Genomic DNA, 26,989 nt, shown 5'->3' on the forward strand with positions numbered 1-26,989 from the left:
TGCGCACAACTCCCCGCAGAAAGCCCATTTCTTTCCGATAAGGCGTCAATTGCGACGGGGTGAGCGATCACCCTTTCGTGTGCTTTTCACCAAAGACCTCAAGGGAGTTGGAGGCAACGCCGACAAAGGATCCGTGAGTACCCTTGCGCACACCATGATGACCGCCGCCCGCTCCGCAGACTCTGGTCTGGTCGGCCCGGGCGAACTCGACCGCTATCCCTACGCGGAGGTCCCTGTCACCGATCGGGTCAGCACGCCGGCCTGGGAGGGCGCGGATCCGGAGCTGGGCCGGGTGGGCCGGCGTGCCGCGGGCAGCCGCGGCCGCGGACTGCACGGTCAACTCGTCCAGCAGCTGGGTCAGATGATCGTCTCAGGCGACCTGGGCGCGGACCGCCCGCTGGTCCCCGAGGAGATCGGCCAGCGTTTCGAGGTCTCCCGCACCGTCGTCCGCGAGTCCCTCCGGGTCCTGGAGGCCAAGGGCCTGGTCAGCGCCCGCCCGAACGTCGGCACGCGGGTACGCCCCGTCAGTGACTGGAACCTCCTCGATCCGGACATCATCGAGTGGCGGGCCTTCGGGCCGCAGCGCGACGACCAGCGCCGCGAGCTCAGCGAGCTGCGCTGGACGATCGAGCCGCTCGCCGCGCGCCTCGCCGCCGGGCACGGGCGCGAGGACGTCCAGCAGCGGCTGTGCGACATGGTCGAGATCATGAGTCACGCCATGACGCAGGGCGACGCGTTGACCTTCTCGCGTGCCGACGCCGAGTTCCACTCGCTGCTCATCCAGATCGCGGGCAACCGCATGCTGGAACACCTCTCCGGCATCGTTTCGTCGGCCCTGCAGGTGTCCGGCGGCCCGGTCACCGGCTGTGAGCGGCCGAACGAGACGTCGCTGGCCCAGCACGCGCGGATCGTCGACGCGCTCGGCACCGGAGACGGCACCGCGGCCGAGTCGGCCATGCGCCAGCTCCTGACCGTCCACCCCGAGGTGGAGCGCGTGGTGCCCGCTCCGCGCGAGCACTGACCCGCGTCCAGAGCGGTGCGCTCGGTCAGTGCCGCCTCCTCGGGGCGCCGTCGGTGCGGGAACCCGTTTCCGTCGGCCACCGCCGGACCCCGCCGGATCCCTCAGGGCTCCGGCGGGGCCCGGCGGTGCGGCGGGGGCCGGGGGTGGCGCGCGGTGACCGTCGCTCGACAGGTTCCGCAGGGTACGACCGGCCGTGCGACGGCCGTACGGCAGGCTCCACGGTGGCCCGAACGGCCCGGAGAGATCATCAACGACAACTTCTGTCCATGTCTGACCGTTTTTGAGCGCTTACGGGGTGTGACTCGGGCCACGTAGATTGGGCGTAACGCTCTTGCGAACAACGCGATGACCTAAGAGGTGACAGCCGCGGAGGGAATACGGACGCCATTCATGGCGCTGTGCATCTTCCCGGCCCCCGCCCGCGCCGTCGGCCCATCCCCAAGCCGGCGGTCGGCTCCAGTCCGTCCCGGACGGGGCCGGAAGCCGTTTTCCAACGTTCCGAGAGGTTGTTCGTGTCGGCCAGCACATCCCGTACGCTCCCGCCGGAGATCGCCGAGTCCGTCTCTGTCATGGCTCTCATTGAGCGGGGAAAGGCTGAGGGGCAGATCGCCGGCGACGATGTGCGTCGGGCCTTCGAAGCTGACCAGATTCCGGCCACTCAGTGGAAGAACGTACTGCGCAGCCTCAACCAGATCCTTGAGGAAGAGGGTGTGACGCTGATGGTCAGTGCCGCGGAGCCCAAGCGCACCCGTAAGAGCGTCGCAGCGAAGAGTCCGGCCAAGCGCACCGCCACCAAGACGGTCGCGGCGAAGACGGTGACCACCAGGAAGGCCACCGCCACGGCCGCCCCCACCGTGGCGCCCGCCGCCGTCGCCGACGACCCGGCCGAGGAGGCGGGGCCCGTGAAGAAGGCCGTTGCCAAGAAGGCCGCCCCCACCGCCAAGAAGACGGCCGCGAAGAAGACCGCGACCGCCGCCGCGAAGAAGACGGTCGCCAAGAAGACCGCCGCCAAGAAGGACGACGCCGAGATTCTCGAGGACGAGGTTCTCGAGGAGGTCAAGGCGGGCGCCGAGGAGCCCGAGGGCACCGAGAGCGCGGGCTTCGTCCTGTCCGACGAGGACGAGGACGACGCGCCGGCGCAGCAGGTCGCCGCGGCCGGTGCCACCGCCGACCCGGTCAAGGACTACCTCAAGCAGATCGGCAAGGTCCCCCTGCTCAACGCCGAGCAGGAGGTCGAGCTCGCCAAGCGCATCGAGGCCGGCCTGTTCGCCGAGGACAAGCTGGCCAACGCCGACAAGCTGGCCCCCAAGCTCAAGCGCGAGCTGGAGATCATCGCCGAGGACGGCCGCCGCGCCAAGAACCACCTCCTGGAGGCCAACCTCCGTCTGGTGGTCTCCCTGGCCAAGCGCTACACCGGCCGCGGCATGCTCTTCCTGGACCTGATCCAGGAGGGCAACCTCGGTCTGATCCGCGCGGTCGAGAAGTTCGACTACACCAAGGGCTACAAGTTCTCCACGTACGCCACCTGGTGGATCCGCCAGGCGATCACCCGCGCCATGGCCGACCAGGCCCGCACCATCCGTATCCCGGTGCACATGGTCGAGGTCATCAACAAGCTCGCGCGCGTGCAGCGCCAGATGCTCCAGGACCTGGGCCGCGAGCCCACCCCGGAGGAGCTGGCCAAGGAACTCGACATGACCCCGGAGAAGGTCATCGAGGTCCAGAAGTACGGCCGTGAGCCCATCTCCCTGCACACCCCGCTGGGCGAGGACGGCGACAGCGAGTTCGGCGACCTCATCGAGGACTCCGAGGCCGTCGTCCCGGCCGACGCCGTCAGCTTCACGCTTCTCCAGGAGCAGCTGCACTCGGTGCTGGACACCCTGTCCGAGCGCGAGGCCGGCGTCGTCTCCATGCGGTTCGGTCTCACCGACGGTCAGCCGAAGACCCTCGACGAGATCGGCAAGGTGTACGGCGTCACGCGTGAGCGCATCCGCCAGATCGAGTCCAAGACCATGTCGAAGCTGCGCCACCCGTCGCGGTCCCAGGTGCTGCGCGACTACCTCGACTAGGTCGCGGTCGTACGACGTCGAAGGCCCGGCCTCCCCTGTGGGGGGCCGGGCCTTCGTGCTGCGGGCCGCGGTGCGCTGGATGACTCTGGGTGTCCCAGTCCCACCCAGAGTGAGGATCGTGCATGCGCCGTTCTTTTGCCCCGGCCCTGATCCGGCCGCTGATCCTGGCGGCCGTCGCCACGGCCATACCGCTGGCCACCACGCCTCCCGCCGCCGCCGACAGTGTCGTGGTCGGTGGCTTCCCCGTCGACGTCTCCCAGGCCCCGTGGACGGTCGCGCTGTCCAGCCGTGACCGGTTCGGGGGTACGCGGGCCGGTCAGTTCTGCGGCGGGGTGGCCATCGGCCGGACCACGGTGCTGACCGCGGCCCACTGCCTGGCCGACGAGGTCATCGGCGGGCCGTCCGACCGGGTCCGGGACCTCAAGGTCATCGCGGGCCGCACGGATCTGCTCGCGGGGCAGGGCCAGGAGATCCCCGTGACCGCCGCGCGGGTCAATCCGGGCTACGACCCCGACGCGAACACCGGTGACTTCGCCGTCCTCACCCTTGCCAAACCCCTGCCGCGCGACGCGGTCATCGCGATGGCTCCCCCGGGGGACCACGCCTACGAACCTGGCACCAGCGCCCTGGTCTCGGGGTGGGGCGACGTCACGGGCGGCGGCGACTACTCGCGCCGGCTGTACGCGGCGCGGCTCCATGTGCTGCCCGACGAGACGTGCGAGCGGGCCTACCCCGGAGGCCCGGACGGCACCTACCGGGCGGACTCGATGGTGTGTGCGGGCGAGACCCGGGGCGGGCCGGACGCCTGCCAGGGCGACAGCGGCGGGCCGCTGGTCGCCAAGGGGAAGCTGATCGGGCTCGTGTCGTGGGGGAGCGGCTGCGGACGCCCGGGGAGTCCCGGCGTCTACACGCGCGTCTCGGAGGTCGTACGGGCGCTTGGCCGCAGCGGTGCCCTCAGTGGCTCACCCGGGCCTCACAAGCGCTCCTGAGCGCCTCCGCGCGCATACGACGAGGGCGGCCGCTCCCCTGGAGGAGCGGCCGCCCTTCACCGGCCTGTGCCGGAGCTGGCTCGTCGTGGATGCGAGAGGTCAGCGCTCATCTTCGGAGGCGGTGGCCGGAATGGAGGTCAGCCGTTCCGTCTCGTCCTGTATCTCAGCGGCGATCTTCTTGAGTTCCGGCTCGAACTTGCGACCGTGGTGGGCGCAGAAGAGCAGTTCTCCGCCGCTGAGCAGCACGACGCGCAGGTATGCCTGGGCGCCGCAGCGGTCGCAGCGATCGGCGGCCGTCAGGTGGCTCGCGGGGGTCAGAACAGTAGTCACGTCGCCTCTTCTCTAGCTCGACGAGCTGTCGTACCAGGGTCAACATCCAACCAGCCCGAAAACGTTCCCGCTCGGGGCTTCTCCTCGAAAAAAATCTTTCCGAGGTGGCCGTCTGCTGCCGGTTGGCGGCGAATGTGCCGTATTGCGTCGTCTTAGGTGCTTACGGGTTCGCTCGGTTCATCGGTCTCATCCTCCCGGCCGGGTTGCCGGTTGTTTGTGAGGACGTGCCCGGAGCCTAAATGGTTCATGCCTCGAAGGGAACGTGATATGTACTTCACTCCATCGAGGGATCGAACATGCATACGACGCTGGACTAGTGTGAGTTCATGACGAGGGTGGCGTTACAACGGCTCTACCAGGCCTCGGTACCCTCTGAGCGGCGACCGAAGCCGGCCCCTTACCCCAAAGGGGCTCCATTGAAATTCAGCGAGGAGCGAACCGCGTGACCGCCGATACGTCCGTGCCGTCCACTGCGCTGCTGGCAGGAGCAGACCGGGACGGCTCCAACTACACCGCGCGGCACCTGCTCGTCCTTGAGGGCCTCGAAGCCGTGCGCAAGCGCCCCGGCATGTACATCGGCTCGACCGACAGTCGCGGCCTGATGCACTGCCTGTGGGAGATCATCGACAACGCCGTGGACGAGGCCCTCGGCGGTTACTGCGACCACATCGACGTCATCCTCCACGACGACGGCTCCGTCGAGGTCCGGGACAACGGCCGCGGCATCCCCGTGGACGTCGAGCCCAAGACCGGCCTGTCCGGCGTCGAGGTCGTCATGACCAAGCTGCACGCCGGCGGCAAGTTCGGCGGCGGCTCCTACGCCGCCTCCGGCGGTCTGCACGGCGTCGGTGCCTCCGTGGTGAACGCGCTCTCCGCGCGTCTCGACGTCGAGGTCGACCGTGGCGGCAGCGTGCACGCCATCAGCTTCCGCCGTGGCGTGCCGGGGGCCTTCGCCGGCGCCGGCCCGGACGGCAAGTTCGAGGCCGGCAGCGGGCTGCGCAAGACCAAGAGGGTGCCCAAGACCCGCAGCGGCACGCGCGTGCGCTACTGGGCCGACCGCCAGATCTTCCTCAAGGACGCCAAGCTCTCCCTGGACACGCTCCACCAGCGTGCCCGCCAGACCGCGTTCCTGGTGCCCGGCCTGACCATCGTCGTCCGGGACGAGTACGGCCTCGGCGAGGGCGGCAGCAAGGGTGAGGAGTCGTTCCGCTTCGACGGCGGCATCAGTGAGTTCTGCGAGTACCTGGCCACCGACAAGCCGGTCTGCGACGTCCTCCGCTTCTCCGGGCAGGGCACCTTCAAGGAGACCGTCCCGGTCCTGGACGAGCACGGCCAGATGACCCCCACCGAGGTCACCCGCGAACTCGGCGTCGACGTGGCGCTGCGCTGGGGCACCGGTTACGACCAGACCGTCAAGTCGTTCGTCAACATCATCGCCACGCCCAAGGGCGGCACCCATGTGGCCGGCTTCGAGCAGGCCGTCCGCGAGACCCTCAACGAGGCGCTGCGCGCCAAGAAGCTGCTGCGTGTCGCCGAGGACGACATCGTCAAGGACGACGCCCTGGAGGGCCTCACCGCCGTCGTCACCGTCCGGCTCGCCGAGCCGCAGTTCGAGGGCCAGACCAAGGAGGTCCTCGGCACCTCGGCGGCCCGCCGGATCGTGAACGGCGTGATCTCCAAGGAACTGAAGGCGTTCCTCACGTCCACGAAGCGGGACGCCGCCGCCCAGGCCCGCGTGGTCATGGAGAAGGTGGTCGCCGCAGCGCGGACCCGCATCGCGGCCCGCCAGCACAAGGACGCGCAGCGCCGCAAGACGGCCCTGGAGTCCTCGTCCCTGCCCGCCAAGCTCGCCGACTGCCGCAGCGACGACGTCGAGCGCAGCGAGCTGTTCATCGTCGAGGGCGACTCCGCGCTCGGTACGGCGAAACTCGCCCGGAACTCCGAGTTCCAGGCGCTGCTGCCGATCCGCGGCAAGATCCTCAACGTCCAGCGGTCCTCGGTGACGGACATGCTGAAGAACGCCGAGTGCGGGGCGATCATCCAGGTCATAGGGGCGGGATCAGGCCGTACCTTCGACATCGACGCGGCCCGCTACGGCAAGATCATCATGATGACCGACGCCGACGTCGACGGCTCGCACATCCGCTGCCTGCTGCTGACGCTGTTCCAGCGCTACATGCGGCCCATGGTCGAGGCCGGCCGGGTCTTCGCCGCGGTGCCGCCGCTGCACCGCATCGAGATCGTCCAGCCCAAGAAGGGCCAGGACAAGTACGTGTACACGTACTCGGACCGCGAGCTGCGCGACAAGCTCATGGAGTTCCAGAGCAAGGGCATCCGGTACAAGGACTCCATCCAGCGCTACAAGGGTCTCGGCGAGATGGACGCCGACCAGCTGGCCGAGACGACGATGGATCCGCGCCACCGCACCCTGCGGCGCATCAACCTCTCCGACCTCGACGCGGCCGAACAGGTCTTCGACCTCCTGATGGGCAACGACGTGGCTCCCCGCAAGGAGTTCATCTCCGGCTCGGCGGCGACGCTGGACCGGTCCCGGATCGACGCGTAGCCGCTGCACCGGGCCTTTGGCCGCAGAGGCGGCCACTGGTCCGGGGCACGGTGAGCCGGGCGGCGGTGTGGTGTGCGCCGCCCGGTCGGCACCGCCGGCAAGGACGTCGGTCGGTACCGCCGACAAGGACGTCGGTCGGTGCCGCCGACAGGGGCAGCGGTCGGCTGTCCTGTCAGACGTCGGGTGACCGCTTCTGCGGGGCGCCTGCCGGTTGTCCTGCGGGGCGCCGACCCGTCGTCCCGTCGGTGCTTGTCGGCTCTGCCGCGAGGTGCCCGTCCGCTCTGCTGCGGGGCGCCTGCCGTTGCCTTGCGGAGGGCCGACGTGTCGTTCGGTGAGGTGGCTGTCGGCTGTGCTGCGCGGTGGCAGCCGTTTGTTCTGATGCTCTGATGTTCCGGCATGGTGTCGAGGCCTTCGGGAAGTGAACATCGGCTGTGCTGCGCGGGGCCTGCGGGCTGTCGGCCGGCTTTTGCGCGAGGTGTCTGCCGGCGGTCCTGTGCGGTGCCTGCCGACCGTTCCGCGAGATCCCCCCCGTCGGCCCGTCGGCCCGTCGGCCCGTCGGCCCGTCCGCCCGTCCGAGCCGCGCGTCTGCGGCCCGTCGGCCGCCCGTGCGGCCCCGCGTGTGGGGTTCTCCACCCGGGGGTGGAGGGATTCCGCGCGCTGGAATCCACCCGTGATCCACCCCCGCTCCGATCTGCTGACCTGCGCATTTCCGTAGCGTCGAAGGCGTCGGCAGCTCCCGCTCCCGGCACCGCCCCTTCCCGCTCACGGAGGCTCTGATGTCCGGGCTCGTCAACGCGTTGCTGATCGTGGCCGTCGTGGTCGTGGTGATCGTGCGCCAGTTCCGCGCCCGCCCGATCGACACAGGCCGGCGCTGGTGGCTGGTGCCCGTGGTCCTCGCGGTCGTCGCGCTGCGCGAACCGGGCATACTCGACGCCCACCACCGCACCGCTTCCGCCCTCCTGCTCGGCACGGAATTGCTGGTGGGACTGGTGATGGGTGCCGCCTGGGCCTGGACCACCCGGGTGTGGACGGAAGCCGACGGCGTCGTGTGGACGAAGAGCACCAAGGCCAGTGCGCTCGTCTGGTTCGGCGGCATAGCCGTGCGCATCGGTCTCTACGCCCTCGGAGCCGTCGTCGGCGTTCATCAGAACAGCGCGGCTCTCATGCTCGCGCTGGCGGTCACCCTGCTGGTCCGCGCCGGCATCCTCGTCTGGCGCGCCCAGTCGCTCCATTCCGCCGCGTCCGTGAGCGGCCCCGCCGGGGCGTACGGTGACGGCATGGCCCGGGTCACCAGGAAGGAAGGCGTGTGACGGAGAACGCCTGGACGCGCTGGCCCTCGCGAGAAGCGCTGAGCCGGGAGGGGCTCACCCGGCCCCGGCGCTCCCTCGCCTGGGGCGTGAGACTGATCGTCCTCGCCCTGCTGCTGTGGAGCGCCTTCAACCAGTCGCACGTCCACGGCTGGGGCGTGGCCGCGGCGGTGGCGGGGGTCTTTGTGACGGCCCTGGTCTCCTGGGGTTTCTTCCGGACCACCTACGCCCACCGGCTCGGGCCCTCCCTGGCGCTCATCACCGTCCTCCTGGCCATCGCGGTGGTGGCGGAGATCTCCGGCTTCCGGGGACCGGCCCTCGTGATCTGGTGCGGCTGCGGCATCTCCGCCCTGGAGCGGCTGCCGGTCGCGATCGCTCTGCCCGTCGCTTCGGTGGGTCTGGCCTCGTACTCCGCGTTCAACAACGACGTATGGCTGACCACCGCGGCCACCGTCGTCGGAATGGCTCTCGCCGGCTATGTCATGCGACTCGACGCCGAGGCCCGGGGCAGCGCCCAGCGGCTGCTCGCCCAGGAGCGCGCCGCGAGAGCGGCCGAGGCCGAGTCGGCGGCGCTGGCGGAGCGGGCCAGGATCGCACGGGAGATCCACGACGTGCTGGCCCACAGCCTCTCCGCCCAGATGGTGCACCTGGAGGCCGCACGGCTGCTGATCGAGCGCGGAGCCGACCGGGAGCAGATCCTCGAACGGGTGGTGGCGGCCCGGGGAATGGCCCGCGACGGACTCGCCGAGACCCGCCAGGCCCTGTCCGCCCTGCGCGGTGAGCTCACCCCGCTGGAGGACTTCCTGACCGAACTCGTCGGCTCGACCGGCGGCGCCGAGGTCACCGTGACGGGTGACCGCAGATCTCTGCCCGCCGAGGCGTCACAGACCGTGCGCCGTGTCGCCCAGGAGGCGCTCACGAACGTGCGCAAGCACGCCCACGGCGCCAAGGTCCAGGTGCGGCTGGACTACAGCGAGCACGAAGTGACTCTGAAGGTACGGGACTCGGGCGGTCGTCCCGGCGAACTCAGCGGCGCCGGTGGCGGGTACGGTCTGCTGGGTATGCGGGAGCGGGCCGAACTGCTGGGCGGGTCGCTGGAGGCAGGGCGTGACGACGAGGGGTTCGAGGTGAGGTTGAGGGTGCCCGTATGACGGAGGGGGAGAAGAAGCCCGCACGGGTCGTGGTCGCCGACGACCAGACAGTGGTCAGGGAGGGCATCGTGATGCTCCTCGGGCTGCTGCCCGGTGTGGAGGTCGTCGGAGCGGCGGGCGACGGGGAGGAGGCGGTGCGGCTGGTCGCCGAACTCTCCCCGGACGTGGTGCTGATGGATCTGAGGATGCCGCGCTGCGACGGGGTGGAGGCGACCCGGCGGATCCGGTCGGAGTACCCCGGGACCCAGGTGGTGGTGCTGACCACGTTCGCGGACGACGAGTCGCTGTTCCCGGCGCTGAGAGCCGGCGCCCGTGGTTATCTGACCAAGGACGCGGGCGGCGACGAGATCGTGCGAGCCGTGGAGAGCGTGCTGTCGGGAGACGCCGGCCTGTCGCCGAGTATCCAGCGGCGGCTGCTGGAGCGGCTGTCGCAGCCCGAGCCGGTACCGGCGGCCACCGAGGCGCCCGACGGGCTGACCGCGCGGGAGACCGAGGTCCTGGTGCTGATCGCGGAAGGGTTCACCAACCAGGAGATCGCCCGGAAGCTGCACGTCTCCACCGCGACCGTGAAGACACACATCAACAACCTGTTCGCCAAGACGGGGCTCAAGGACCGGGCGCAGGCCGTGCGTTACGCCTACGGGAAGGGATTGGTGCGGCCACCAGCGGATTGAGTCACCTGATGGGGTGAAGAGCCCAGGGAAGAAGAGTCGGGGATCTTCCCGATCTGTCCATCCTTGGGCATGCAGTCAAGCAACGGGCGTCACCGCGACGGCGGGGGCGGCTCCGAGAGTTCGGCCGGACAGCACGAGGATCAGGGCGAGTACGGCACGGCCTCCCGAGAAGTCAGGTACGAGGACCCCTGGTACGACGCACTGGCCTCGGGCTGGGGCGAGCTGGACGGCACCGGGGAGCCGGCTCCCGCCGTACCCGGCGCGCGAGCGGAGCGGGACGGGGCGGCTGTTCGCGCCCGTGACGTCTACCTGGAGGTGCAGCGCAGCGCTGCCTTCCAGGAGGTGCGCAGCCGCTACCGGAGATTCGTGGTGCCGGGGGCCGCAGTCTTCCTCACCTGGTACGTGGGGTACGTGGTGACCGCGACGACGGCGCCCGGGCTGATGGCACGGCCCGTCGCCGGAGCGGTGAACGTGGCGATGGTGGCGGGGCTCGGGCAGTTCCTCACCACGTTCCTGCTCACCTGGGCCTACGCCCGGCACGCGCGGCTGCGCAGGGACCGCGCGGCGCTGGAGTTGCGCTGGGACACCCAGGAGCTGACCCGGGGCGCCCGGGGTGGTGCGTCATGACGGGCCATCACCAGGCGCTGGCGTTGCTGCTGTTCAGCGCGTTCGTCGCCGTGACACTGGGGATCACGACGTGGGTGAGCCGGAAGCGGCATGGTTCGGCTGAGGAGTTCTACGCCGGCGGGCGGCTCTTCTCCCCGATGGAGAATGGTTTTGCCATCGCGGGCGACTACATGTCGGCGGCTTCTTTCCTCGGGGTGACCGGGCTCATCGCGCTGTTCGGCTACGACGGGCTGCTGTATGTGGTCGGGTTCCTGGTGGCGTGGCTGGTCGTGCTGTTCCTGGTGGCCGAACTGGTGAGGAACTGCGGGCGGTTCACTCTGGCGGACGTGATCGCGGCGCGGATGAGCGAGCGGCCGGTGCGGATCGCGGTGGGGACGTCCTCGGTCACCGTGTCCGTTCTCTATTTGGTGGCGCAAATGGTGGGGGCGGGCAGTCTGGTAGCGCTGCTGCTCGGGCGGACCAGCGAGGCGGCACAGGCGTGGACGGTCATCGGGGTCGGCGCGCTGATGGTGATCTATGTGTCGCTGGGCGGGATGCGGGCGACCACCTGGATCCAGATCGTGAAGGCGGTTCTGCTGCTGAGCGGGACGGTGGCGCTGACCGTGCTGGTGCTGCTGCGCTTCCACGGCGACATCGACCGGCTGCTGCTCACGGCCGCCGAGCGCAGTGGGCACGGGACGGCCTTCCTGGTGCCGGGACTCAAGTACGGCGGGAGCTGGAGCGCGCGGGTGGACTTCATCAGCCTGGGGCTGGCGCTGGTGCTGGGCACGGCGGGTCTGCCGCACATCCTGTCCCGCTTCTACACGGTGCCGACCGCGCGGGCGGCACGGCGTTCGGCGGTCTGGTCGATCGGGCTGATCGGGAGCTTCTACCTGATGACGATCGTGCTCGGCTTCGGGGCGGCTGCCCTGGTCGGGCCGGACGCGGTGCGCGCGTCGAATGCGTCGGGGAACACGGCGGTGCCGCTGCTGGCGCTCGACCTGGGGGGCGGCGCGGGTTCCACCGGCGGAACGGTTCTGTTCGCCGTCGTCGCCGCCGTTGCCTTCGCGACGATCCTTGCCGTGGTCGCGGGAATCACCCTCGCCTCTTCGGCGTCCGTCGCCCACGACCTCTACGCCTCGCTGCGCAGGCCGCACGCCAGGCGGCGCAGCGAGGTCGGGGTGGCGCGCACGGCGGCGGTCGGTATCGGTGTCGTGGCGATCGCCCTCGGCCTGCTGGCCCGTGACATGAACGTCGCCTTCCTGGTGGGGCTCGCCTTCGCGGTGGCGGCCTCGGCGAACCTGCCGGTGCTGCTCTACTCCCTGTTCTGGCGGAACTTCACGACGCGGGGCGCGGTGTGGGCCGTATACGGCGGGCTCGTGCCCGCGCTGGGACTGGTCGTGCTGTCCCCGGTGGTGTCCGGGAGTCCGGGCGCGCTGTTCCCTGGGGTGGACTTCCAGTACTTCCCGCTGCAGAACCCGGGGATCGTCTCCGTCCCGCTCGGCTTCCTGGCCGGCTGGCTCGGCACGGTCACCTCGGACGAGGTCCCGGACGAGGCCAGGCACGCGGAGACCGAGGTGCGGTCGCTGACAGGGGCGGGGGCCGTCTAGGGCGCCCCGAGACGGCTACGGCGCCACCCAGGCGTAGCGGTGCTCGGGGCGGCCCGTGTCGCCGTACTTCAGGGAGAGGCGCAGGCGGCCGGCCTGTTCCAGGTGGCGGAGGTAGCGCTGGGCGGTGGAGCGGCTGAGGCCGGTCTCGGCGGCGACCTCGTGGGCGGAGAGCGGATGGCCGGCGCGGTGCAGCACGCCGCAGATGAGGTCCGTGGTGGGTTCGGAGTGGCCGCTGGGCAGGCCGGGCGCGGACGGCGCCGGTGAGGTGCGAAGGGCGCCGAAGATCCGGTCGACCTGCTCCTGTCCGGAGATGCCGCGGCCGCCGACCCGGTCGACGGTACGGCGCAGGGCCGCGTAGGAGTCCAGGCGGGTGCGCAGGGCGGCGAAGGTGAACGGCTTGACCAGGTAGTGCAGGGCGCCCAGGCGCATCGCCTTCTGGACGGTGGTCACGTCGCTGGCCGCCGTGATCATGATGACGTCCGTGCCGTGGCCCTGTTCCCGCATGCGGTGGACCAGTTCGAGGCCGGTCTGGTCCGGCAGATAGTGGTCCAGCAGGACCAGGTCGATGGTGCCGCGGTCCACGGCGGCCAGGGCCTGGGCGGCGCTGTGCGCGCGGGCGGCCACCCGGAAGCCGGGAACCTTGCCCACGTACTTGGCGTTTATCTCAGCGACGCGGAAGTCGTCGTCGACCACCAGGACGTCAATCATCAGGCCTCTCCTTCAAGGCCGGCGAGCGTTAAGCCCGTGTTTCGTCTGCGCAGTTGTAGCGCGAGCAAAACGAGCACAACAGGTGCTTGCGAGCAAAAGAACGGCTTGCGCCCAGAAGACTGCTGCCGTGGTCCGGGTCACACCTACCGTCCCGGCCCATGAGCGCAGACACCAGCCCCGCCATCGAGCTGCGGGGCGCGAGCAAGATCTTCAAGACCCCGTCGGGGGGTCTGCACACGGCTGTCCGCGACCTCGACCTCACCGTGGGGCGTGGTGAGTTCGTGGCCGTCGTAGGGCCGACGGGTTGTGGCAAGTCCACCACGCTGACCCTGGTCAGCGGCCTGGAGGAGCCCAGCGAGGGCGAGGTGCTGGTGGCCGGTGAGCCGGTCGCCGGCGTCGGCGACAAGGTCGGCTTCGTCTTCCAGCAGGACGCCACCTTCCCCTGGCGGACGGTGCTGTCCAACGTGATGGCCGGCCCCCGCTTCCGGGGGGTGCCCAAGGCGGAGGCCAGGGAGAAGGCCCGCGCCTGGCTGGCCAAGGTCGGTCTCGCCGCCTTCGAGGACCGCTATCCGCACCAGCTCTCCGGTGGCCAGCGCAAGCGCGTGGCGCTGGCCGCGACCTTCGTCAACGACCCCGAGATCCTGCTCATGGACGAGCCGTTCTCCGCGCTCGACGTGCAGACCCGGGCCCTGATGTCGGACGAGCTCCTTGAGCTGTGGGAGGGCACGGGCGCCTCCGTCGTGTTCGTCACCCACGACCTGGAGGAGTCCATCGCGCTGGCCGACAAGGTCGTCGTCATGACCGCCGGGCCCGCGACCGTGAAGCAGGTCTTCGAGATCGACCTGCCCCGCCCCCGCAAGGTCGAGTCGGTGCGTCTGGAGCCGCGGTTCATCGAGATCTACCGAGAGATCTGGGAGTCCCTCGGCGAAGAGGTCCGCATCACCCGCGAGAGGGGTGCCGCCAATGTCGCCTGAGGTGCTCAGCACACCGGTCGTCGACACGGTCAAGGCCGGCCCGGACCGCGCCCGGTCCAGGGCCCAGGCCGCCCGCAGACGCAAGGCGATCGTGTTCGCCGTGCGCGTCCTGCTCCTGGTGGCCGTCCTCGGCCTGTGGGAGGTCCTGTCCCGGGCCGAGGTGATCGACCCGTTCAACTTCTCGATGCCGTCGAAGATCTGGGACCAGATCTGGACCTGGGTGACCCACGGCACCGCGCTCGGTTCCCTCGGCGAGCAGATCTGGTACACGCTCTACGAGGCGCTGCTGGGCTGGATCATCGGGGTCATCGCCGGTGTGGTCTTCGGTATCGCCCTCGGGCGGATCGCGTTCCTGGCTGATGTCCTTGGTCCATACATCAAGGTGCTCAACTCGATCCCCAGGATCGTGCTCGCCCCGATCTTCGTGATCTGGTTCGGTCTCGGCGCGTCCTCCAAGGTGGCCTCGGCCGTCGTGCTGGTCTTCTTCCCGGTGTTCTTCAACGCCTTCCAGGGGGCCCGCGAGGTCGACCGCAACCTGGTCGCCAACGCCCGGATCCTCGGCGCGAGCGACCGCAGGGTGACCCTCCAGGTCGTCATCCCGTCGGCGACCTCGTGGATCTTCACCAGCCTTCATGTCAGCTTCGGCTTCGCCCTGATCGGCGCCATCGTCGGCGAGTACATCGGCGCCACCAAGGGCATCGGCCTGCTCGTCGCGCAGTCGCAGGGCACCTTCAACGCGGCCGGTGTGTACGCCGCGATGGTCATCCTCGCCGTCGTCGCGCTCGCCGCCGAAGGGCTGCTCACCTTCGCCGAGCGCCGCATCTTCCGGTGGAAGCCGTCGGAATCCGACAGCTGATCCCCGCGTCTCGTCTCCGCCCCGCACCACCTCTCACAAGGACGTGAACCCGCATGCGCAAGTCCGCCAGATACAGCACCCTGGCCGCCGCCGGTCTGCTCGCCCTCTCCTCCCTCACCGCCTGCGCCAACGACGCGGCGAGCACCGCTTCCACCGGCTCCGGCGGCAAGGGTGACGGCAAGGGCACGAAGGTCAAGATCATGGTCGGTGGCCTGGACAAGGTCATCTACCTGCCCGCCATGCTCACCCAGCGGCTCGGTTACTTCGACGCCGAGGGCCTGAACGTGGAACTGCTGACCGAGCCGGCCGGCGTCCAGGCCGAGACGGCGCTCGTCGCCGGGCAGGTCCAGGGGACGGTCGGCTTCTACGACCACACGCTGGACCTCCAGACCAAGGGCAAGGCGGTGGAGTCCGTCGTGCAGTTCTCGCGCGCGCCCGGCGAGGTCGAGGTCGTCTCCACCAAGGCGGCCGGGGACATCACCTCGCCCAAGGACTTCAAGGGCAAGAAGCTCGGCATCACCAGCCTCGGGTCGTCGACCGACTTCCTCACCAAGTACCTCGCCGTCAAGAACGGGGTGAAGGTCAGCGACTTCTCGCCGGTCGCCGTGGGTGCGGGTGCGACCTTCATCTCGGCGCTCCAGCAGGGCTCCATCGACGGCGGCATGACGACCGACCCGACCGTCGCGACGATCCTGGACAAGAAGGCGGGCCAGGTCCTGGTGGACATGCGGACGCCGGAAGGGTCCCAGAAGGCGCTCGGCGGCCCGTACCCGTCGTCGAGCCTGTACATGCAGACGGACTGGGTCAACGGTCACAAGGACACCGTCCAGAAGTTGGTCAACGCATTCGTCAAGACGCTCAAGTGGATGTCCACGCACAGCGCCGACGAGATCGCGGCCAAGATGCCCGCCGACTACGCCCAGGGCGACAAGGCTCTCTACACGCAGTCCATCAAGAGCACGCTGCCGATGTTCACCGACGACGGAGTGATGCCGGAGAACGGGCCGGAGACCGTGGAGAAGGTGCTCAAGGCGTTCAACACGAACATCCAGAAGGCCGATGTCGACCTCAGCAAGACGTACACCACGGAGTTCGTCGAGGCGGCCAGGTAACACCTCTCAGTCGCGGGTCGCCCACACGTAACGGTGTTCGGGGCGGCCCGCGTCGCCGTACTTGAGGGTCAGCCGGGCCCGTCCGGTGCGCTCCAGGAGCTTCAGATAGCGCTGGGCGGTCTGCCGGCTCACCCCCGTCCGCTCGGCGATCTCCTGGGCCGACAGCGGGCCCTCGGCGCTCATCAGGGCCTGGCGTACCAGCTCGGCGGTGGTGGGGGAGTGGCCCTTGGGCAGCCCCGGTTCGGACGGCGCGGACAGAGCCCCGAAGATGCGGTCCACCTCGGCCTGTTCGGCCTCGCCGCCCCCGTCCAGGGTGCGCCGCAGCCGAGCGTACGCCTCCAGCTTGGCGCGCAGTCCCGCGAAGGCGAACGGCTTGACCAGGTACTGCAGGGCACCATGACGCATCGCCGCCTGCACGGTCGACACGTCCCGGGCCGCCGTCACCATGATCACGTCGGTCTGGTGGCCGCGCCGGCGCATCTCCCGGACCACCGCGAGGCCCGTGTCGTCGGGCAGATAGTGGTCCATCAGGACGAGGTCGAGACGGGGCAGGGTCTCCAGCCGGTGCAGGGCCTCCGCCGCGTTGTGGGCCTCGCCGGCCACATGGAAGCCGGGCACCTTCTCGACGTAGGCGGCGTTGACCCGGGCGACCCGGGTGTCGTCGTCCACGACCAGGACCTCGATCATCGCGCCTCCTCCTCGGCCAGGGTGAGCGTGGGCGCCGGCTCCAGTTCCGGCTCGGTCAGCGCCTCGGGGAGCACGACCGTGAACTGCGCGCCCCCGCCCTCCGGTTCGCCCACGGTCGCGCTGCCGCCCTGCCGTTCGGCGAGCCGGCGCACCAGGGAGAGCCCGATGCCGCGCTTGCCGTGTGCGGGCGGCTTCTTGGTGGACCAGCCGTCCGTGAAGACCAGCTCCCGCTGTGCCGCCGGGATCCCGGGCCCCGTGTCACGCACCCTGAGGACGACCGCGCGGCCCTCCGCGCACAACTCGACCTCCACGCGCGCGTGCGGCGTACCGCCGACCGCGTCCAGCGCGTTGTCCACCAGGTTGCCCACGACCGTGACCAGCCCCCTGGGGTCGATCAGCCGGTCCGGCAGCCAGGTGCGGTCCGACACCCACAGGGCGACCCCGCGCTCGGCCGCGACGGTGGCCTTGCCGACCAGCAGGGCGGCCAGCAGCGGGTCCTGGATCTTCTCCGTGACCTGCTCGGCGGTGACCCGGTGGTCGCCGACCACCTCGCCGACGAACTCCACGGCGTCGTCGAACATCTCCAGCTCCAGCAGCCCGAGCAGGGTGTGCATGCGGTTGGCGTGCTCGTGGTCCTGGGCGCGCAGGGCGTCGATCAGACCGCGCGTGGAGTCGAGTTCACGGCCGAGCTGCTCCAGCTCGGTGCGGTCGCGCAGGGTGGCCACCGCGCCGCCGTCGTCGGTGGGCATGCGGTTGGCGACCAGGACCCGCTGGCCGCGCACGGTGAGCAGATCGGTGCCGGTCACCCGTCCGGCCAGGACGTCGGTCGTACGGCCCGCGCCGAGCGCCTCGTCGGGGGACCGGCCGACGGCCTCGTCACCGATGCCCAGGAGCCGTCTCGCCTCGTCGTTCAGGAGCCGGATGCGGCCGCCGCGGTCGAGGGCGACGACCCCCTCGCGGATGCCGTGCAGCATCGCCTCGCGCTCCGCGAGCAGCGCCGAGATGTCGGAGAAGGCCAGGTCGCGGGTCTGCCGCTGGACCCTGCGGGAGATCAGCCAGGCGGCCAGCGCGCCGGCCGCGAGGGCGCCGCCGGCGTAGGCGAACAGCCCGGGGATCGTGCTGAGCAGGCGCGCCCGCACGCTGTCGTAGGCGATGCCGACCGAGACCGCCCCGATGATCCGGTGCTTCGAGTCGTACAGCGGCACCTTGCCGCGTGCGGAGCGGCCCAGGGTGCCGTTGTCGATCTGCATGACCTCCTTGCCGTCCAGTGCCTCCTTGGGGGAGGTCGACACATGCCGGCCGATCTCCGAGGGCGTGGTGTGCGACCAGCGGAATCCGCCGAGGTCCATCACCACGATGTACTCGGCGTTGGTGGCCTTCCGGATCCGCTCCGCCCCCTTCTGCACCGGCCCGTTCACGGTCGGCGCGGTGGTCAGGAGGCCCTCGGCGATCTGCGGGTCCTGCGCCGTGGTCTGGGCTATGGCCAGCGCTCTGCGCATCGCCTCCTGGTCCAGCTGCTTGCTCAGCGGTGCCAGGAAGAGCCCGGTCGCGAGCACCGCGACCCCCGCGGCGATCGCCAGCTGCATCAGCAGGATTTGGGAGAACACCTTCCGGGGCAGCCGGGGGCGCAGACGGCGCACGGGGGGCGTGGGGCTCATACCCATGACGGTACGTGCGCGGGTACGCCGTGCTTAAGAGGGTGTGGCGTGGATCTCTTGACCAATTCTTGGGAAAGTCCGGGTCAGCTCGCCAGTGCCGTCGTCGTCCGCAGCTCCCGCAGCGACACCACGTCCATCCGGGCCGGGGACCCCAGCACCGACACCCCGCAGCTCTCCGGACGCGGCGGCAGCGAGGCACCCTGGTCGACGCGGACCCGCCAGCGGCGGCCGTCGGTGTGGGCGACGGTGACCTCCCAGCGCGGGGCCGCGCCCTCGGTCCGTACGACGCTCAGCACGCCGGCGGTGTACTCGCCCACCGCCTCGCGCACGGCCAGTTCGGCCGCCTGGCCGGGCCGTTCCCAGGCGGAGCAGCCGCGGCACCCCTCCAGCACCACACGGCCCTCGTGGATGCCGTGCAGGACCTCCTTGACGGCATGGGCCTCGGCGCGGCCGTAGGCGTAGCCGTACGGCAGGACGAGCACCGTCGGGGAGAAGCGATGACCACCCAGATGGGTGACCTCCCAGGTGCCCGCCACGCCGGACGCGGCCAGCTCGGCGGCGAGCGGGCGGCCCAGTAGGGCACAGCAGCGGTCGCGCCTGCCGTTGGTGCAGACGAGCGCCAGCGGGCTGCCCCGGTGCGGCCGGCCGCCGAGCGCGGCGTCGAACGAACGGTGGTCGCCCGCGCCGAGCGCGGCGAAGTCGAGGTTGAGCAGGCGGGCCGGATCGCGGGTGGTGGCGCTGTGCAGCCAGACGTTCCCGGGGACCGTGTGGGCGACGTACACCTGGCGTACGGCGGATGTGCCGGGGTCGGCGTGGCGGCCGGGGCGGCGGATGAGCGCGATCCGTACGCCGGTCCCCTTGGCGGCGGCCTCCAGGGCACGGCCCAGTGCGGGGTCCAGATGGCTCGAAGTGAGCGCTTTGGGACCCCATGGGCCGGGTTGTTCCAGCAGCAGCCACGTCGTCGCGGTGGCGGCGGTACCCGAAACGGGCTCGTCGAGCATCCGGGAGACGGTTGCGCACCTACTCACAGAGGTGAGCCTAACCTGACTTCGCCCCGGGTGACTTCCGGCCTCGCCCGTTCGCGCCCGCGCCGGGTGGTCGAAGGGGCTATTCCGGCAGGGGTTGCGGCGGTTTCGGGCCGACGTAGTGGCCGCTGGGGCGCATGCGCAGCGGGCGTTCGCCGTACTCCTCCAGGGCGTGGGCGATCCAGCCCGCCGTCCGGGCGACGGCGAAGATCGTCTCGCCCGCGGTGGCCGGCATGCCGCAGGAGGCCGTGAACACGGCGAGCGCCAGGTCGACGTTGGCGTGCAGCGGGGTGTGCCGGGCCGTCGTGGCGACGACGTCCCGGGCCGCGAGCAGGGCGGGCTCCGCGCGGGGGACCTCCTCGAGGAGTGCGAACAGGACACGCGCGCGTGGGTCCTCGCCCGGGTAGAGCCGGTGGCCGAGGCCGGGGATGCGGCGGCCCGCGCGGAGTTCGTCCGCGATCACCGTGACCGCGGTGCCCTGGTCGAGGACGTCGAGCAGCATCCGGTGGGCGAGGCCGCTGGAGGCGCCGTGCAGGGGGCCTTCGAGCACGCCTAGCCCTGCCGACACGGCCGCGTACGCGTGCGCCCGCGCGGAGGCCGCGACCCGGACGGCGAGGGTGGAGGCGGCCAGGTCGTGGTCGACGAGCAGCGCGAGCGCGGTGTCCAGGACGCGCAGCTCGGCGTCGCCTGGGTCGATGCCGGTCAGTCGGCGCCACAGGCGGTGGGCCAGCGGGCCGTCGTCGTGCCCCCCTCGGCGCTGCACCGGGAGCGCGGCGACGAGCGTGGGGATCAGCACGCGCGCGGTGCCGAGGACGGACTCCTCGGACAGGTCGAAGCGCAGCGGGTCCTCGGCGGCCGCGGCGATCGTGGCGACCCGCAGCCGGTCGGTGGGCGAGGTGTGCTCGGGCAGTGCGTCGACGGCCCGGCGGGCGACCGCGACGGTGGCCTCCGGGGCGGTGAAGGTCACCCCCCGGCTCATGCGCCCCGTCCACAGCCACTCGGCCACCTCCTCGTAGGAGTGGTGCGCGGCGAGCTCGGTGGCGTCGACGCCCCGGAAGAAGTACCGGTCCCTGTCGATCAGCGTGATCCGGGTGCGCACCGACAGGTCACCGCCGGAGCCCGGACTCCCGGCGGCCTCGCGCCTGTTGCGCCGGGCGAGCGCCTCCACCTCCCTGGCGTCGAAGGTGCTGGCACGGCCCCCGGGCTCGCGTCTGCTGCTGAGCTGGCCCCGGCTCACGTAGGCGTACACGGTCTCGGGCTTCACGCCGAGCAGCTCGGCGGTCTCCTTGGTGCTCAGCCGCCGCGCGGGACTGCCGGGAGCGGGGTGTTGATCGCGCATGGGCGTCACCGTAGCCGCTTCGCCGCGGGTTGACTCGATCAATGTTGATGGAGGCTGTGTTGCGCGGCGGGGAGTGGCTCATGCGAAGAGGAAGGAGTGGTGGATGTTGATGATCGGCACCCCGACCCGCTCGGCGAAGTCGCCGGAGAGGATCTGCATGTAGCGGGCCAGCACGACGAAGTCCACGTTGTCCTCGAGCAGCCGCAGATGTTCGGCCTCGGCCGCCGACTTGTCCGGGCCCATGGACGGCACGTGGAAGAAGGGCACACCGAAGCCGCGCACCTCCTCGGCCGTGTCGGGGTGATTGGAGATCACCATGGCGACGCTGACCGGGAGTTCACCCCGCCGGTGCCGCCACAGCAGGTCGAGCAGGCAGTGGTCGGACCTGGAGGCGAAGACGGCGACCCGTTTCGGCACCGAGAGGTCCCGCAGGGTGAAGTCGAGGTCGAAGTCCTTCGCCAGCCGTTTTCCGGCCGTGCCCACGAGGTTGGTCAGGGACAGCCCGTACTTGCGTGCGATGGACGCGCTGGTCCCGACCCCGAACCGGGTGGCGTACGACAGCAGCCTCCGTACCCCGGCGGGGCCGGGCACGCCGACGCGGACCGGCAGGTCGATGCCCCGCTCGCGCAGCCGCTCGATCCAGCCGAGCACCGCTTCGGGGTCGAAGCCGAACTGGGTGATGACGTCGCCGGGCAGCCCCTCCTCGGCGAGTGCCGCCGCCTTCTGCTCAAGGGCCGCCCACAGCGCCGCCTCCGGGATGTGCGGATGTCCTTCCGGGTATCCGCTGATGCCGGCCTGCCGTACGCCGTACTTCTGGAGCAGTCCGGAACGGATGACGGAGAGCGAGTCGCCGTAGGGGCCGTGCGGGTGGGCCGGGTCGCCGCCCACGACGAAGACGTGTCGCTCGGTGCCGTCGGCCCGCAGGGCGGCGAGGAACTCCTCCAGGTCCCGCTGCGATCCCAGCCGGCGTGCCGAGACATGGGGGACCGGGACGAATCCGAGGCGCCTGGCGGACCGGGCCGCGGACCGGCGCATCGGCAGGTCCTCGTTGCCGAGGTACGTCACGTTGACGCGGGTGCCCTCGGGGACGGACTCCCCGGCGGCCTCGAGTTTCGGTGTGTCCTTGCCCGTCATCTCCAGGGAGAAGTCCCGCAGCAGCAGCGCGGCTCCGGTGAGCGCGGGGGTGGAAACAGGGGTCATCGTGCTCCTTGCTGGCATCGGCGCAGGGGGAGGTGGCCTGGGCGGGACTATCGGTCGCGGTAGGCGCCGCGCGCGAACCAGACGTAGGGGGCCCGCGCCGCCGTCGCGCGGATCTCGACCTGGCGGTGCGCCTCGACGCCCGGCTTGGCGGAGTTGGGGGTCTCGCCCCAGACCACGGTCACCTCGGTGCCCGGCTCGCTGTGGGCCAGGTCGACGGTGGCCAGCGAGACCATGACCCGCTCGTTGGCTATGTAGCCGACATCCATGGAGATCCCGACGAGGTCTCCGCCGACGAGCACCTTGTCGCTCTGGTGCAGGGCGTAACGCGCCTTGGGGAACTCGATGAACTTGGCGGGCAGTTCGTCCGACCGGTAGAGCGAGCCGATGGCGGCGGCGACGTCCACCGCGTTCCACACCAGGGTGACCTTCTTGCGGCGCGGGTTCTTCGCGATCTCCGCCAGGGCCTCGCGGCCGACGAAGTCGTGGTCGAACGCGACGATGCCGCCGTAACCGATGTCGTACGGCGTCACGTAGTAGTCGATGACGTCCTCGGAGTCCATCGAGCCGCCCAGCGGACCCATCGCGGCGGTGGGGAGCCACTCGCGGTAGCCCTTGAGCCTGTCACCGGAGAAGACGGCCGAACGGCGCGGGCACCCAGGCCGACTCCAGGTTGGCGGTCGAGTACGCCTTGGCGCCGGCCCGGACCAGACCGAACTCGGGGCCTGCGGCGAGGATGGCCGCCAGGATCCCCGCGCCCTCCTCTCAGGGGCCGAAGAGCTCGAACCCGGGCTGCCCTGCCATGCCGTGGCGCAGGGCGCGCACCTGTCGGCCGGCGATGGTGAACGTCGTCATGTGGAAGAACTTGACTGGCGGAACCGGTGCTCCGGTGACCCGCTCCAGCAGGGCGACCGCGTTCGGGCCCTGCACCTCGTAGCGGTACATCTTGGGCGGCCGGCCGGCCTCCCGGTCGTAGGAGTTGTCGTCGCGCTCGGTCGTGGCGTCGTACTCGCCTGTTTCCAGGTGGTACTGCACCCAGTCCAGGACCATCGGGTGTCCGACCAGGTCGAAGAGGTTCTCCTCCAGGTGGAACAGAACGGAGTCGCCGATGAGCTGGCCGTCGTGGTTGACGGCGACGTACTGCTTCGCGCGGCCCGGGCCGAAGTTCGCGAAGCTGTTGACCCCGAGGTTCCGACAGCAGCCGCAGCGCGTCGTGGGCCCTCGATGTACAGGTCCGTCATGTGGTGCGACTGGTCCAGCAACGCGACCGACTCGCGCCAGGCCCGCTGTTCGGCGCGCCAGTTGGTGAACTCCGCGGCGACCGGGAAGGTGTGCGGCCGGATCGGGGAGTTCCGCAGCAGCGCCACCGCTCCGCCGCTCCGCCGGACCGCTGGATCGCCTGCTCGACGCTCTCTTGGCTCAGGTTGCGCCTTCCGTGTGCCTGGTGTCTGGAGAGTAGAATGCCTGTCTGTTGTGCAGAGCGATAAAACGGCATGGAGCGGCCAGGTAACAAGCGAGGACGAAATCGTCAACAATCGGCTCGGTCGGGACGCACGCAGCGCACATGACGCCCATGACGCACATACGGGTGGGGGCGGGGCCGCCGGTCCCGAGACCGCGCGCCCGCGGAGGCGCCGCATCGGACGCGGCCCGGCAGCGGTCAGAAGCGGTAGGCGCTCATGTCCGTCGACAGCTCGGTGGCCGCGGACTTCAGCTGTGCCCCGATCCGTGACTCCCAGTCGGGTTCCACCGAGGACTCGGGGCAGACCAGCCCGATACCGGCGAACATGCCCGGCTCCGGCAGGCTGACCGCCACACCGACGGACAGCACACCTGGCTCACTCTCGCCGCGGTTGACGGCGTAACCGGCCGCGCGCGCCGTCCGCATCTCCGCCAGCAGACCCTCCACGGTGGCGACGGACCGGTCGGTGACGGCCTGCGGCGGCGCGTCCCGGTACAACTGGCGCAGCTGGTCGTCGGTGAGGGTCGCCAGCAGTGCCTTGCCGACGCCGGTGACGTGGGCGGACAACGAGTCCCCGGTGCGCAGGGCCGCCCTGATGGTGCGGCGGCTCTCCACGCCGTCGACGTAGAGGACGTCGCGGCCCCGGGGGAGGGCGAGGTGGGCGGTCATCTCGGTGGACGCGGCGAGTTCCGTGAGCACCGGCCTGGCCAGGACCCGGATGTCGAGGGCGCGTACGGCGGACAGGCCGACGTCGACCAGCGCGGCGCCGGGCCGGAAGGACCGCGACGCCGAGTCCTGTCGTGCGAAGTCGTAGTAGGACAGCATCGCCATCAGGCGGTGCGCGCTGGAGCGGGCGATGTCCAGTTCGTCGGCGACGTCAGCGAGGGTCAGGCGGTCGCGCTCACGCAGCAGCAGGAGGATGCGCAGCGTGTTCTCCACCGAGGCGATCGGGTAGGCCGGTGTCGCGCGGTCGCTCACCGGCGGCATCTCGCCGAGCCGGTCGGGTGACGTTTCCATGCGGTCAGCTTCGCACGCGGTGTTACGCCGGTGGATCCCTCCCGTCGCCGCCGCCGGTGACCACGGCGGTCGCCCGGACCATAAGCTCACTGCATGACCGACCACACCCGTACCCTCTCCCTGGTCCTGGGTCTGATCAGGAGCGGAGCGGCCGTGACCAGGCCCGACCTCGGCCGGCAGACCGGGCTGGGCCGGACGATCATCACGCAGCGGGTGGACCACGCGGTCCGGGTCGGACTGGTGGCCGAGGGCGAGCCCGCCCCCTCCACCGGCGGACGGCCCTCCCGCATCCTGCGGATCGCGTCCGGCCGCGGTGCCGTCCTCGGCGCGGTGTTCGGCGCCACCCATCTGCACGCCGCGGTGACCGACCTCGACGGGACCCTGCTCGCCGATCGGCGGGTGCCGTGGGACATCGAGTCGGGCCCCGAGGCGTCCCTGGCCACGCTGGTCGAGACGGCGGGGCGGCTGCTGAGCCCCGAGCTGCGGGAGCGCCTGTGGGGGGTGTGCGTCGGCGTCCCCGGTCCGGTCGACTTCGCGCGCGGGATGCCGGTGCGGCCGCCCATCATGGCCGGCTGGCACGGCTTCCCGCTCCGCGACCGGCTCGAAGCCCACTACGACGTGCCGGCCTGGGTCGACAACGACGCCAACCTGATGGCGCTGGGCGCCTGGAGCCGGACCCGGGCGGCCGCCGGTGACAACATCCTGCTCGTCAAGGCGAGCACCGGGATCGGCCTGGGCCTGATGTCCAGGGGGCGGCTGCACCGGGGCGCGCGCGGCGCGGCCGGCGACCTCGGGCACACCATCGTCGCCGAGGAGTCCCGGCACCGGTGCCGGTGCGGCAAGTTCGGGTGCCTCGAGGCGTTCGCGGGCGGCTGGGCCCTCACCCGTGACGCACGCGCCGCGGCCCTGGAGGGGCGCAGCCCTTTCCTCGCTGAGCGCCTGGAGCGTCTGGAGCGCCGGGAGGCGCCGCTGGCCGTCGCCGACGTGCTCGACGGCTGCCGGGCCGGCGACCGGGTCAGCACCGAACTCGTCACCAGGGCGGGCGAGCTGGTCGGCGGGCAACTGGCGACGCTCGTCAGTGTCTTCAACCCGTCGACGGTCTACCTCGCCGGCGTGCTGGCGCAGGCGGGCGACGTGTTCCGGGACCCCGTAGCGGAGGTCGTGGCCAGGCGCTCCCTGCCGCTGGCCACCGACGAACTCGTCATCGCCCAGGTCGCGCTCGACCGCGCCGAGGGAGTCGTCGGAGCGGCGACCCTGGCCATCGACGAGCTCCTGCATCCGGAGTTGCTCGACCAGTGGCTCCGGCACGGCAGCCCTCGCGGCATCCGCGCACGCACCGGCGGCCTCACCGAGCCGCTCGCCCTCGACGTGCCGCTGGCGGGCGCGCGGTAGCGGCTCAGCCGTGCTTCTCCGCCGTCCCCCGCACCACCGCCGGCACGTCCGCCGGCACGTCGACCCAGCCGCCGCCGCGTGCCGAGTCGACGACCGCCCGGGCGAGCTCGGCCGCGCGCAGCCCGTCGGCGAAGGACGGCAGCCCGGTGGCCTGTTCGCCGCGGATCGCCGCGTAGGCATCGGCCACGAAGTCGGCGAAGGCCTCGTAGTAGCCCTGTGGATGCCCGGACGGCAGGCCGGCCGCCCGCCCGGTGGGGGCCCCGGGCCGGTTCGGGTCGCGCAGCAGCACCTCGTTGGCGTGCCGGCCGCCGATCCACAGCGACTCGGGGGTCTCCTGACGGAACGCGTAGCTGGCGTCCGGCCCGTCGAAGGAGAACGACAGCGCGTTCTTGTACCCGGCGGAGACCTGGCTGACCACCACCGATCCGATCGCGCCCGCGTCGGTCTCGAGGAGGACGACCGCGCCGTCCTCGGTCTCGACGGGGCGCGGAGTGCCGTCGGCCGCCGGCCGGGCCGGGACCGCGCGGGCGAAGGACGCGTTCACCCGGGTGATCCGCTGCCCGGTCACGAACTCCGCCAGATCGCACCAGTGGACCCCGATGTCCCCGAACGCGCGCGTGGCACCGCCGTCCGCCGGGTCGACCCGCCAGTTGGTGGCCTCGGTGTCGGCGAGCCAGTCCTGCAGGTAGCTGCCGTGGATCAGCCAGGGCGGCCGGTGTCCCGGCCGCCGGATCCGCTCGCGCGCCTCACGTACGGACGCGTAGTACCGGTAGACGAAGGGCACGGCGGTGACCAGCCCGCGCTCCGCCGCCAGTTCGGTGAGTTCGCGTGCGGTCGCGGCATCGGTGGCCAGCGGCTTCTCGCAGACCACCGGGACCCCGGCGGCGAGGGCCGCGCGGCAGAACCCGGCGTGCGTGGCGTTCGGCGTGCACACGTGCAGTACGTCCACCCCGTGCCGCAGCAGGTCCTCGGCCGAGTCGAAGCCGCGGCCGGCCCGGAACTCCGCGGCGGCGCGGCGGCCCTTCTCGGGCGTCGACCCGACCACGCCCACCACCTCGCCGCCCGCCACGAGCGCGGACCGGGTATGCACGGCCCCCATGAAGCCGGTACCGATGACACCGACGCGCATGACACACCTCTTCTCTGTCCTCCGGAGGCTCTCCGTCCGTAGGTGCTCCCTCTGGAGGAGCTAACGCGTGAACAGAGCGAAAAAACGGAGAGTGATAACTCCAGGAAGGT

At 71.0% G+C, this 26,989-nt stretch carries 24 protein-coding genes; 13 read left to right on the forward strand and 11 right to left on the reverse strand.

What is annotated here, in order from left to right:
* Positions 1-133 precede the first annotated feature (133 nt).
* The 3 genes from ACFY0P_RS19885 to ACFY0P_RS19895 all read left to right on the forward strand — a co-directional run bounded on the left by ACFY0P_RS19885 (position 134) and on the right by ACFY0P_RS19895 (position 4,079).
* Positions 134-1,021, forward strand: coding sequence for a FadR/GntR family transcriptional regulator (locus tag ACFY0P_RS19885; RefSeq protein WP_388914407.1), 888 nt, complete (start codon positions 134-136; stop codon positions 1,019-1,021).
* Positions 1,022-1,533: 512 nt separating this feature from the next.
* Positions 1,534-3,090 carry an RNA polymerase sigma factor gene (locus ACFY0P_RS19890; RefSeq protein ID WP_388914410.1) on the forward strand — a complete coding sequence of 519 codons (1,557 nt, stop codon included), beginning with the start codon at positions 1,534-1,536 and terminating at the stop codon, positions 3,088-3,090.
* Positions 3,091-3,212: 122 nt separating this feature from the next.
* A complete protein-coding gene (locus ACFY0P_RS19895) occupies positions 3,213-4,079 on the forward strand; it encodes a serine protease (protein WP_388914413.1) in 867 nt (288 codons plus the stop codon).
* A 99-nt stretch (positions 4,080-4,178) separates the two neighbouring features.
* Here the strand turns inward: ACFY0P_RS19895 and ACFY0P_RS19900 are convergent, their stop codons facing one another.
* On the reverse strand, positions 4,179-4,409 hold the full coding sequence (locus tag ACFY0P_RS19900; protein ID WP_351713856.1) for a hypothetical protein: 231 nt from the start codon (positions 4,407-4,409) through the stop codon (positions 4,179-4,181).
* Positions 4,410-4,851: 442 nt separating this feature from the next.
* On the opposite strand from ACFY0P_RS19900, the gene ACFY0P_RS19905 reads away from it, so the two are divergent.
* The 6 genes from ACFY0P_RS19905 to ACFY0P_RS19930 all read left to right on the forward strand — a co-directional run bounded on the left by ACFY0P_RS19905 (position 4,852) and on the right by ACFY0P_RS19930 (position 12,323).
* Entirely contained in the window at positions 4,852-6,975 is a 2,124-nt protein-coding gene (locus tag ACFY0P_RS19905; RefSeq protein WP_388914416.1) for a type IIA DNA topoisomerase subunit B, read from the forward strand.
* A 776-nt stretch (positions 6,976-7,751) separates the two neighbouring features.
* Positions 7,752-8,285 carry a DUF1453 domain-containing protein gene (locus ACFY0P_RS19910; protein ID WP_388914418.1) on the forward strand — a complete coding sequence of 178 codons (534 nt, stop codon included), beginning with the start codon at positions 7,752-7,754 and terminating at the stop codon, positions 8,283-8,285.
* Positions 8,282-9,433 (forward strand): sensor histidine kinase, encoded by a 1,152-nt coding sequence (locus ACFY0P_RS19915; RefSeq protein WP_388914420.1) that lies wholly within the window; start codon positions 8,282-8,284, stop codon positions 9,431-9,433. The genes ACFY0P_RS19910 and ACFY0P_RS19915 overlap by 4 nt, the downstream gene beginning before the upstream one ends.
* A complete protein-coding gene (locus tag ACFY0P_RS19920; protein ID WP_388914422.1) occupies positions 9,430-10,107 on the forward strand; it encodes a response regulator in 678 nt (225 codons plus the stop codon). Before ACFY0P_RS19915 ends, ACFY0P_RS19920 begins: the two co-directional genes overlap by 4 nt.
* Positions 10,108-10,176: 69 nt before the next feature.
* Positions 10,177-10,734, forward strand: a complete 558-nt coding sequence (locus ACFY0P_RS19925; protein ID WP_388914423.1) for a DUF485 domain-containing protein — start codon at positions 10,177-10,179, stop codon at positions 10,732-10,734.
* Positions 10,731-12,323 (forward strand): cation acetate symporter, encoded by a 1,593-nt coding sequence (locus ACFY0P_RS19930; RefSeq protein ID WP_388914425.1) that lies wholly within the window; start codon positions 10,731-10,733, stop codon positions 12,321-12,323. The genes ACFY0P_RS19925 and ACFY0P_RS19930 overlap by 4 nt, the downstream gene beginning before the upstream one ends.
* Before the next feature lie 15 nt (positions 12,324-12,338).
* Here the strand turns inward: ACFY0P_RS19930 and ACFY0P_RS19935 are convergent, their stop codons facing one another.
* Positions 12,339-13,031, reverse strand: a complete 693-nt coding sequence (locus ACFY0P_RS19935) for a response regulator (protein ID WP_388914427.1) — start codon at positions 13,029-13,031, stop codon at positions 12,339-12,341.
* A 158-nt stretch (positions 13,032-13,189) separates the two neighbouring features.
* Here ACFY0P_RS19935 and ACFY0P_RS19940 point away from each other — a divergent pair, with 158 nt between their 5' ends.
* From ACFY0P_RS19940 to ACFY0P_RS19950, 3 genes are read left to right on the forward strand one after another with little or no spacing between them, the layout of a single operon-like run.
* Entirely contained in the window at positions 13,190-14,005 is an 816-nt protein-coding gene (locus ACFY0P_RS19940; protein WP_388914430.1) for an ABC transporter ATP-binding protein, read from the forward strand.
* Positions 13,995-14,861, forward strand: a complete 867-nt coding sequence (locus ACFY0P_RS19945) for an ABC transporter permease (RefSeq protein WP_388914433.1) — start codon at positions 13,995-13,997, stop codon at positions 14,859-14,861. Before ACFY0P_RS19940 ends, ACFY0P_RS19945 begins: the two co-directional genes overlap by 11 nt.
* A gap of 53 nt (positions 14,862-14,914) precedes the next feature.
* Positions 14,915-15,973 (forward strand): ABC transporter substrate-binding protein, encoded by a 1,059-nt coding sequence (locus tag ACFY0P_RS19950; protein WP_388914436.1) that lies wholly within the window; start codon positions 14,915-14,917, stop codon positions 15,971-15,973.
* A 6-nt stretch (positions 15,974-15,979) separates the two neighbouring features.
* Here the strand turns inward: ACFY0P_RS19950 and ACFY0P_RS19955 are convergent, their stop codons facing one another.
* From ACFY0P_RS19955 to ACFY0P_RS19990, 8 genes are all read right to left on the reverse strand, one after another.
* Positions 15,980-16,660 (reverse strand): response regulator, encoded by a 681-nt coding sequence (locus ACFY0P_RS19955; RefSeq protein ID WP_388914439.1) that lies wholly within the window; start codon positions 16,658-16,660, stop codon positions 15,980-15,982.
* Entirely contained in the window at positions 16,657-18,318 is a 1,662-nt protein-coding gene (locus tag ACFY0P_RS19960) for an ATP-binding protein (protein ID WP_388914442.1), read from the reverse strand. The genes ACFY0P_RS19955 and ACFY0P_RS19960 overlap by 4 nt, the downstream gene beginning before the upstream one ends.
* An 83-nt stretch (positions 18,319-18,401) precedes the next feature.
* The gene (locus tag ACFY0P_RS19965; RefSeq protein ID WP_388914445.1) at positions 18,402-19,346 is read right to left on the reverse strand and encodes a sucrase ferredoxin; all 945 of its coding nucleotides are present in this window, start codon (positions 19,344-19,346) and stop codon (positions 18,402-18,404) included.
* A gap of 79 nt (positions 19,347-19,425) precedes the next feature.
* Positions 19,426-20,682: a citrate/2-methylcitrate synthase gene (locus tag ACFY0P_RS19970; protein ID WP_388914448.1), complete on the reverse strand. Its 1,257-nt coding sequence runs from the start codon at positions 20,680-20,682 to the stop codon at positions 19,426-19,428.
* A gap of 78 nt (positions 20,683-20,760) precedes the next feature.
* Positions 20,761-21,882: a formyltransferase family protein gene (locus ACFY0P_RS19975; RefSeq protein ID WP_388914451.1), complete on the reverse strand. Its 1,122-nt coding sequence runs from the start codon at positions 21,880-21,882 to the stop codon at positions 20,761-20,763.
* A 47-nt stretch (positions 21,883-21,929) separates the two neighbouring features.
* Entirely contained in the window at positions 21,930-22,442 is a 513-nt protein-coding gene (locus ACFY0P_RS19980) for a hypothetical protein (RefSeq protein ID WP_388914454.1), read from the reverse strand.
* Between the two features lie 202 nt (positions 22,443-22,644).
* Positions 22,645-23,181 (reverse strand): hypothetical protein, encoded by a 537-nt coding sequence (locus ACFY0P_RS19985; RefSeq protein ID WP_388915362.1) that lies wholly within the window; start codon positions 23,179-23,181, stop codon positions 22,645-22,647.
* 358 nt (positions 23,182-23,539) lie between these two features.
* Positions 23,540-24,358 carry an IclR family transcriptional regulator gene (locus tag ACFY0P_RS19990; protein WP_388914457.1) on the reverse strand — a complete coding sequence of 273 codons (819 nt, stop codon included), beginning with the start codon at positions 24,356-24,358 and terminating at the stop codon, positions 23,540-23,542.
* Between the two features lie 93 nt (positions 24,359-24,451).
* On the opposite strand from ACFY0P_RS19990, the gene ACFY0P_RS19995 reads away from it, so the two are divergent.
* Positions 24,452-25,750 (forward strand): ROK family protein, encoded by a 1,299-nt coding sequence (locus tag ACFY0P_RS19995; RefSeq protein WP_388914460.1) that lies wholly within the window; start codon positions 24,452-24,454, stop codon positions 25,748-25,750.
* 4 nt (positions 25,751-25,754) lie between these two features.
* Here the strand turns inward: ACFY0P_RS19995 and ACFY0P_RS20000 are convergent, their stop codons facing one another.
* Entirely contained in the window at positions 25,755-26,879 is a 1,125-nt protein-coding gene (locus ACFY0P_RS20000) for a Gfo/Idh/MocA family protein (protein ID WP_388914463.1), read from the reverse strand.
* Positions 26,880-26,989 lie beyond the last annotated feature (110 nt).

The organism is Streptomyces sp. NPDC001714, assembly GCF_042892755.1.
In the GTDB taxonomy this organism is placed as follows: Bacteria; Actinomycetota; Actinomycetes; order Streptomycetales; family Streptomycetaceae; genus Streptomyces.

Coding starts and splice junctions, on each gene's coding strand:
- ACFY0P_RS19920 (WP_388914422.1), top strand. CDS start 9,430: ATGACGGAGGGGGAGAAGAAGCCCGCACGGGTCGTGGTCGCCGACGAC.
- ACFY0P_RS19950 (WP_388914436.1), top strand. CDS start 14,915: ATGCGCAAGTCCGCCAGATACAGCACCCTGGCCGCCGCCGGTCTGCTC.
- ACFY0P_RS19940 (WP_388914430.1), top strand. CDS start 13,190: ATGAGCGCAGACACCAGCCCCGCCATCGAGCTGCGGGGCGCGAGCAAG.
- ACFY0P_RS19970 (WP_388914448.1), bottom strand. CDS start 20,682: ATGCGCGATCAACACCCCGCTCCCGGCAGTCCCGCGCGGCGGCTGAGC.
- ACFY0P_RS19945 (WP_388914433.1), top strand. CDS start 13,995: ATGTCGCCTGAGGTGCTCAGCACACCGGTCGTCGACACGGTCAAGGCC.
- ACFY0P_RS19955 (WP_388914439.1), bottom strand. CDS start 16,660: ATGATCGAGGTCCTGGTCGTGGACGACGACACCCGGGTCGCCCGGGTC.
- ACFY0P_RS19935 (WP_388914427.1), bottom strand. CDS start 13,031: ATGATTGACGTCCTGGTGGTCGACGACGACTTCCGCGTCGCTGAGATA.
- ACFY0P_RS20000 (WP_388914463.1), bottom strand. CDS start 26,879: ATGCGCGTCGGTGTCATCGGTACCGGCTTCATGGGGGCCGTGCATACC.
- ACFY0P_RS19930 (WP_388914425.1), top strand. CDS start 10,731: ATGACGGGCCATCACCAGGCGCTGGCGTTGCTGCTGTTCAGCGCGTTC.
- ACFY0P_RS19925 (WP_388914423.1), top strand. CDS start 10,177: ATGCAGTCAAGCAACGGGCGTCACCGCGACGGCGGGGGCGGCTCCGAG.
- ACFY0P_RS19995 (WP_388914460.1), top strand. CDS start 24,452: ATGACCGACCACACCCGTACCCTCTCCCTGGTCCTGGGTCTGATCAGG.
- ACFY0P_RS19980 (WP_388914454.1), bottom strand. CDS start 22,442: ATGGACTCCGAGGACGTCATCGACTACTACGTGACGCCGTACGACATC.
- ACFY0P_RS19910 (WP_388914418.1), top strand. CDS start 7,752: ATGTCCGGGCTCGTCAACGCGTTGCTGATCGTGGCCGTCGTGGTCGTG.
- ACFY0P_RS19975 (WP_388914451.1), bottom strand. CDS start 21,882: ATGACCCCTGTTTCCACCCCCGCGCTCACCGGAGCCGCGCTGCTGCTG.
- ACFY0P_RS19960 (WP_388914442.1), bottom strand. CDS start 18,318: ATGAGCCCCACGCCCCCCGTGCGCCGTCTGCGCCCCCGGCTGCCCCGG.
- ACFY0P_RS19990 (WP_388914457.1), bottom strand. CDS start 24,358: ATGGAAACGTCACCCGACCGGCTCGGCGAGATGCCGCCGGTGAGCGAC.
- ACFY0P_RS19895 (WP_388914413.1), top strand. CDS start 3,213: ATGCGCCGTTCTTTTGCCCCGGCCCTGATCCGGCCGCTGATCCTGGCG.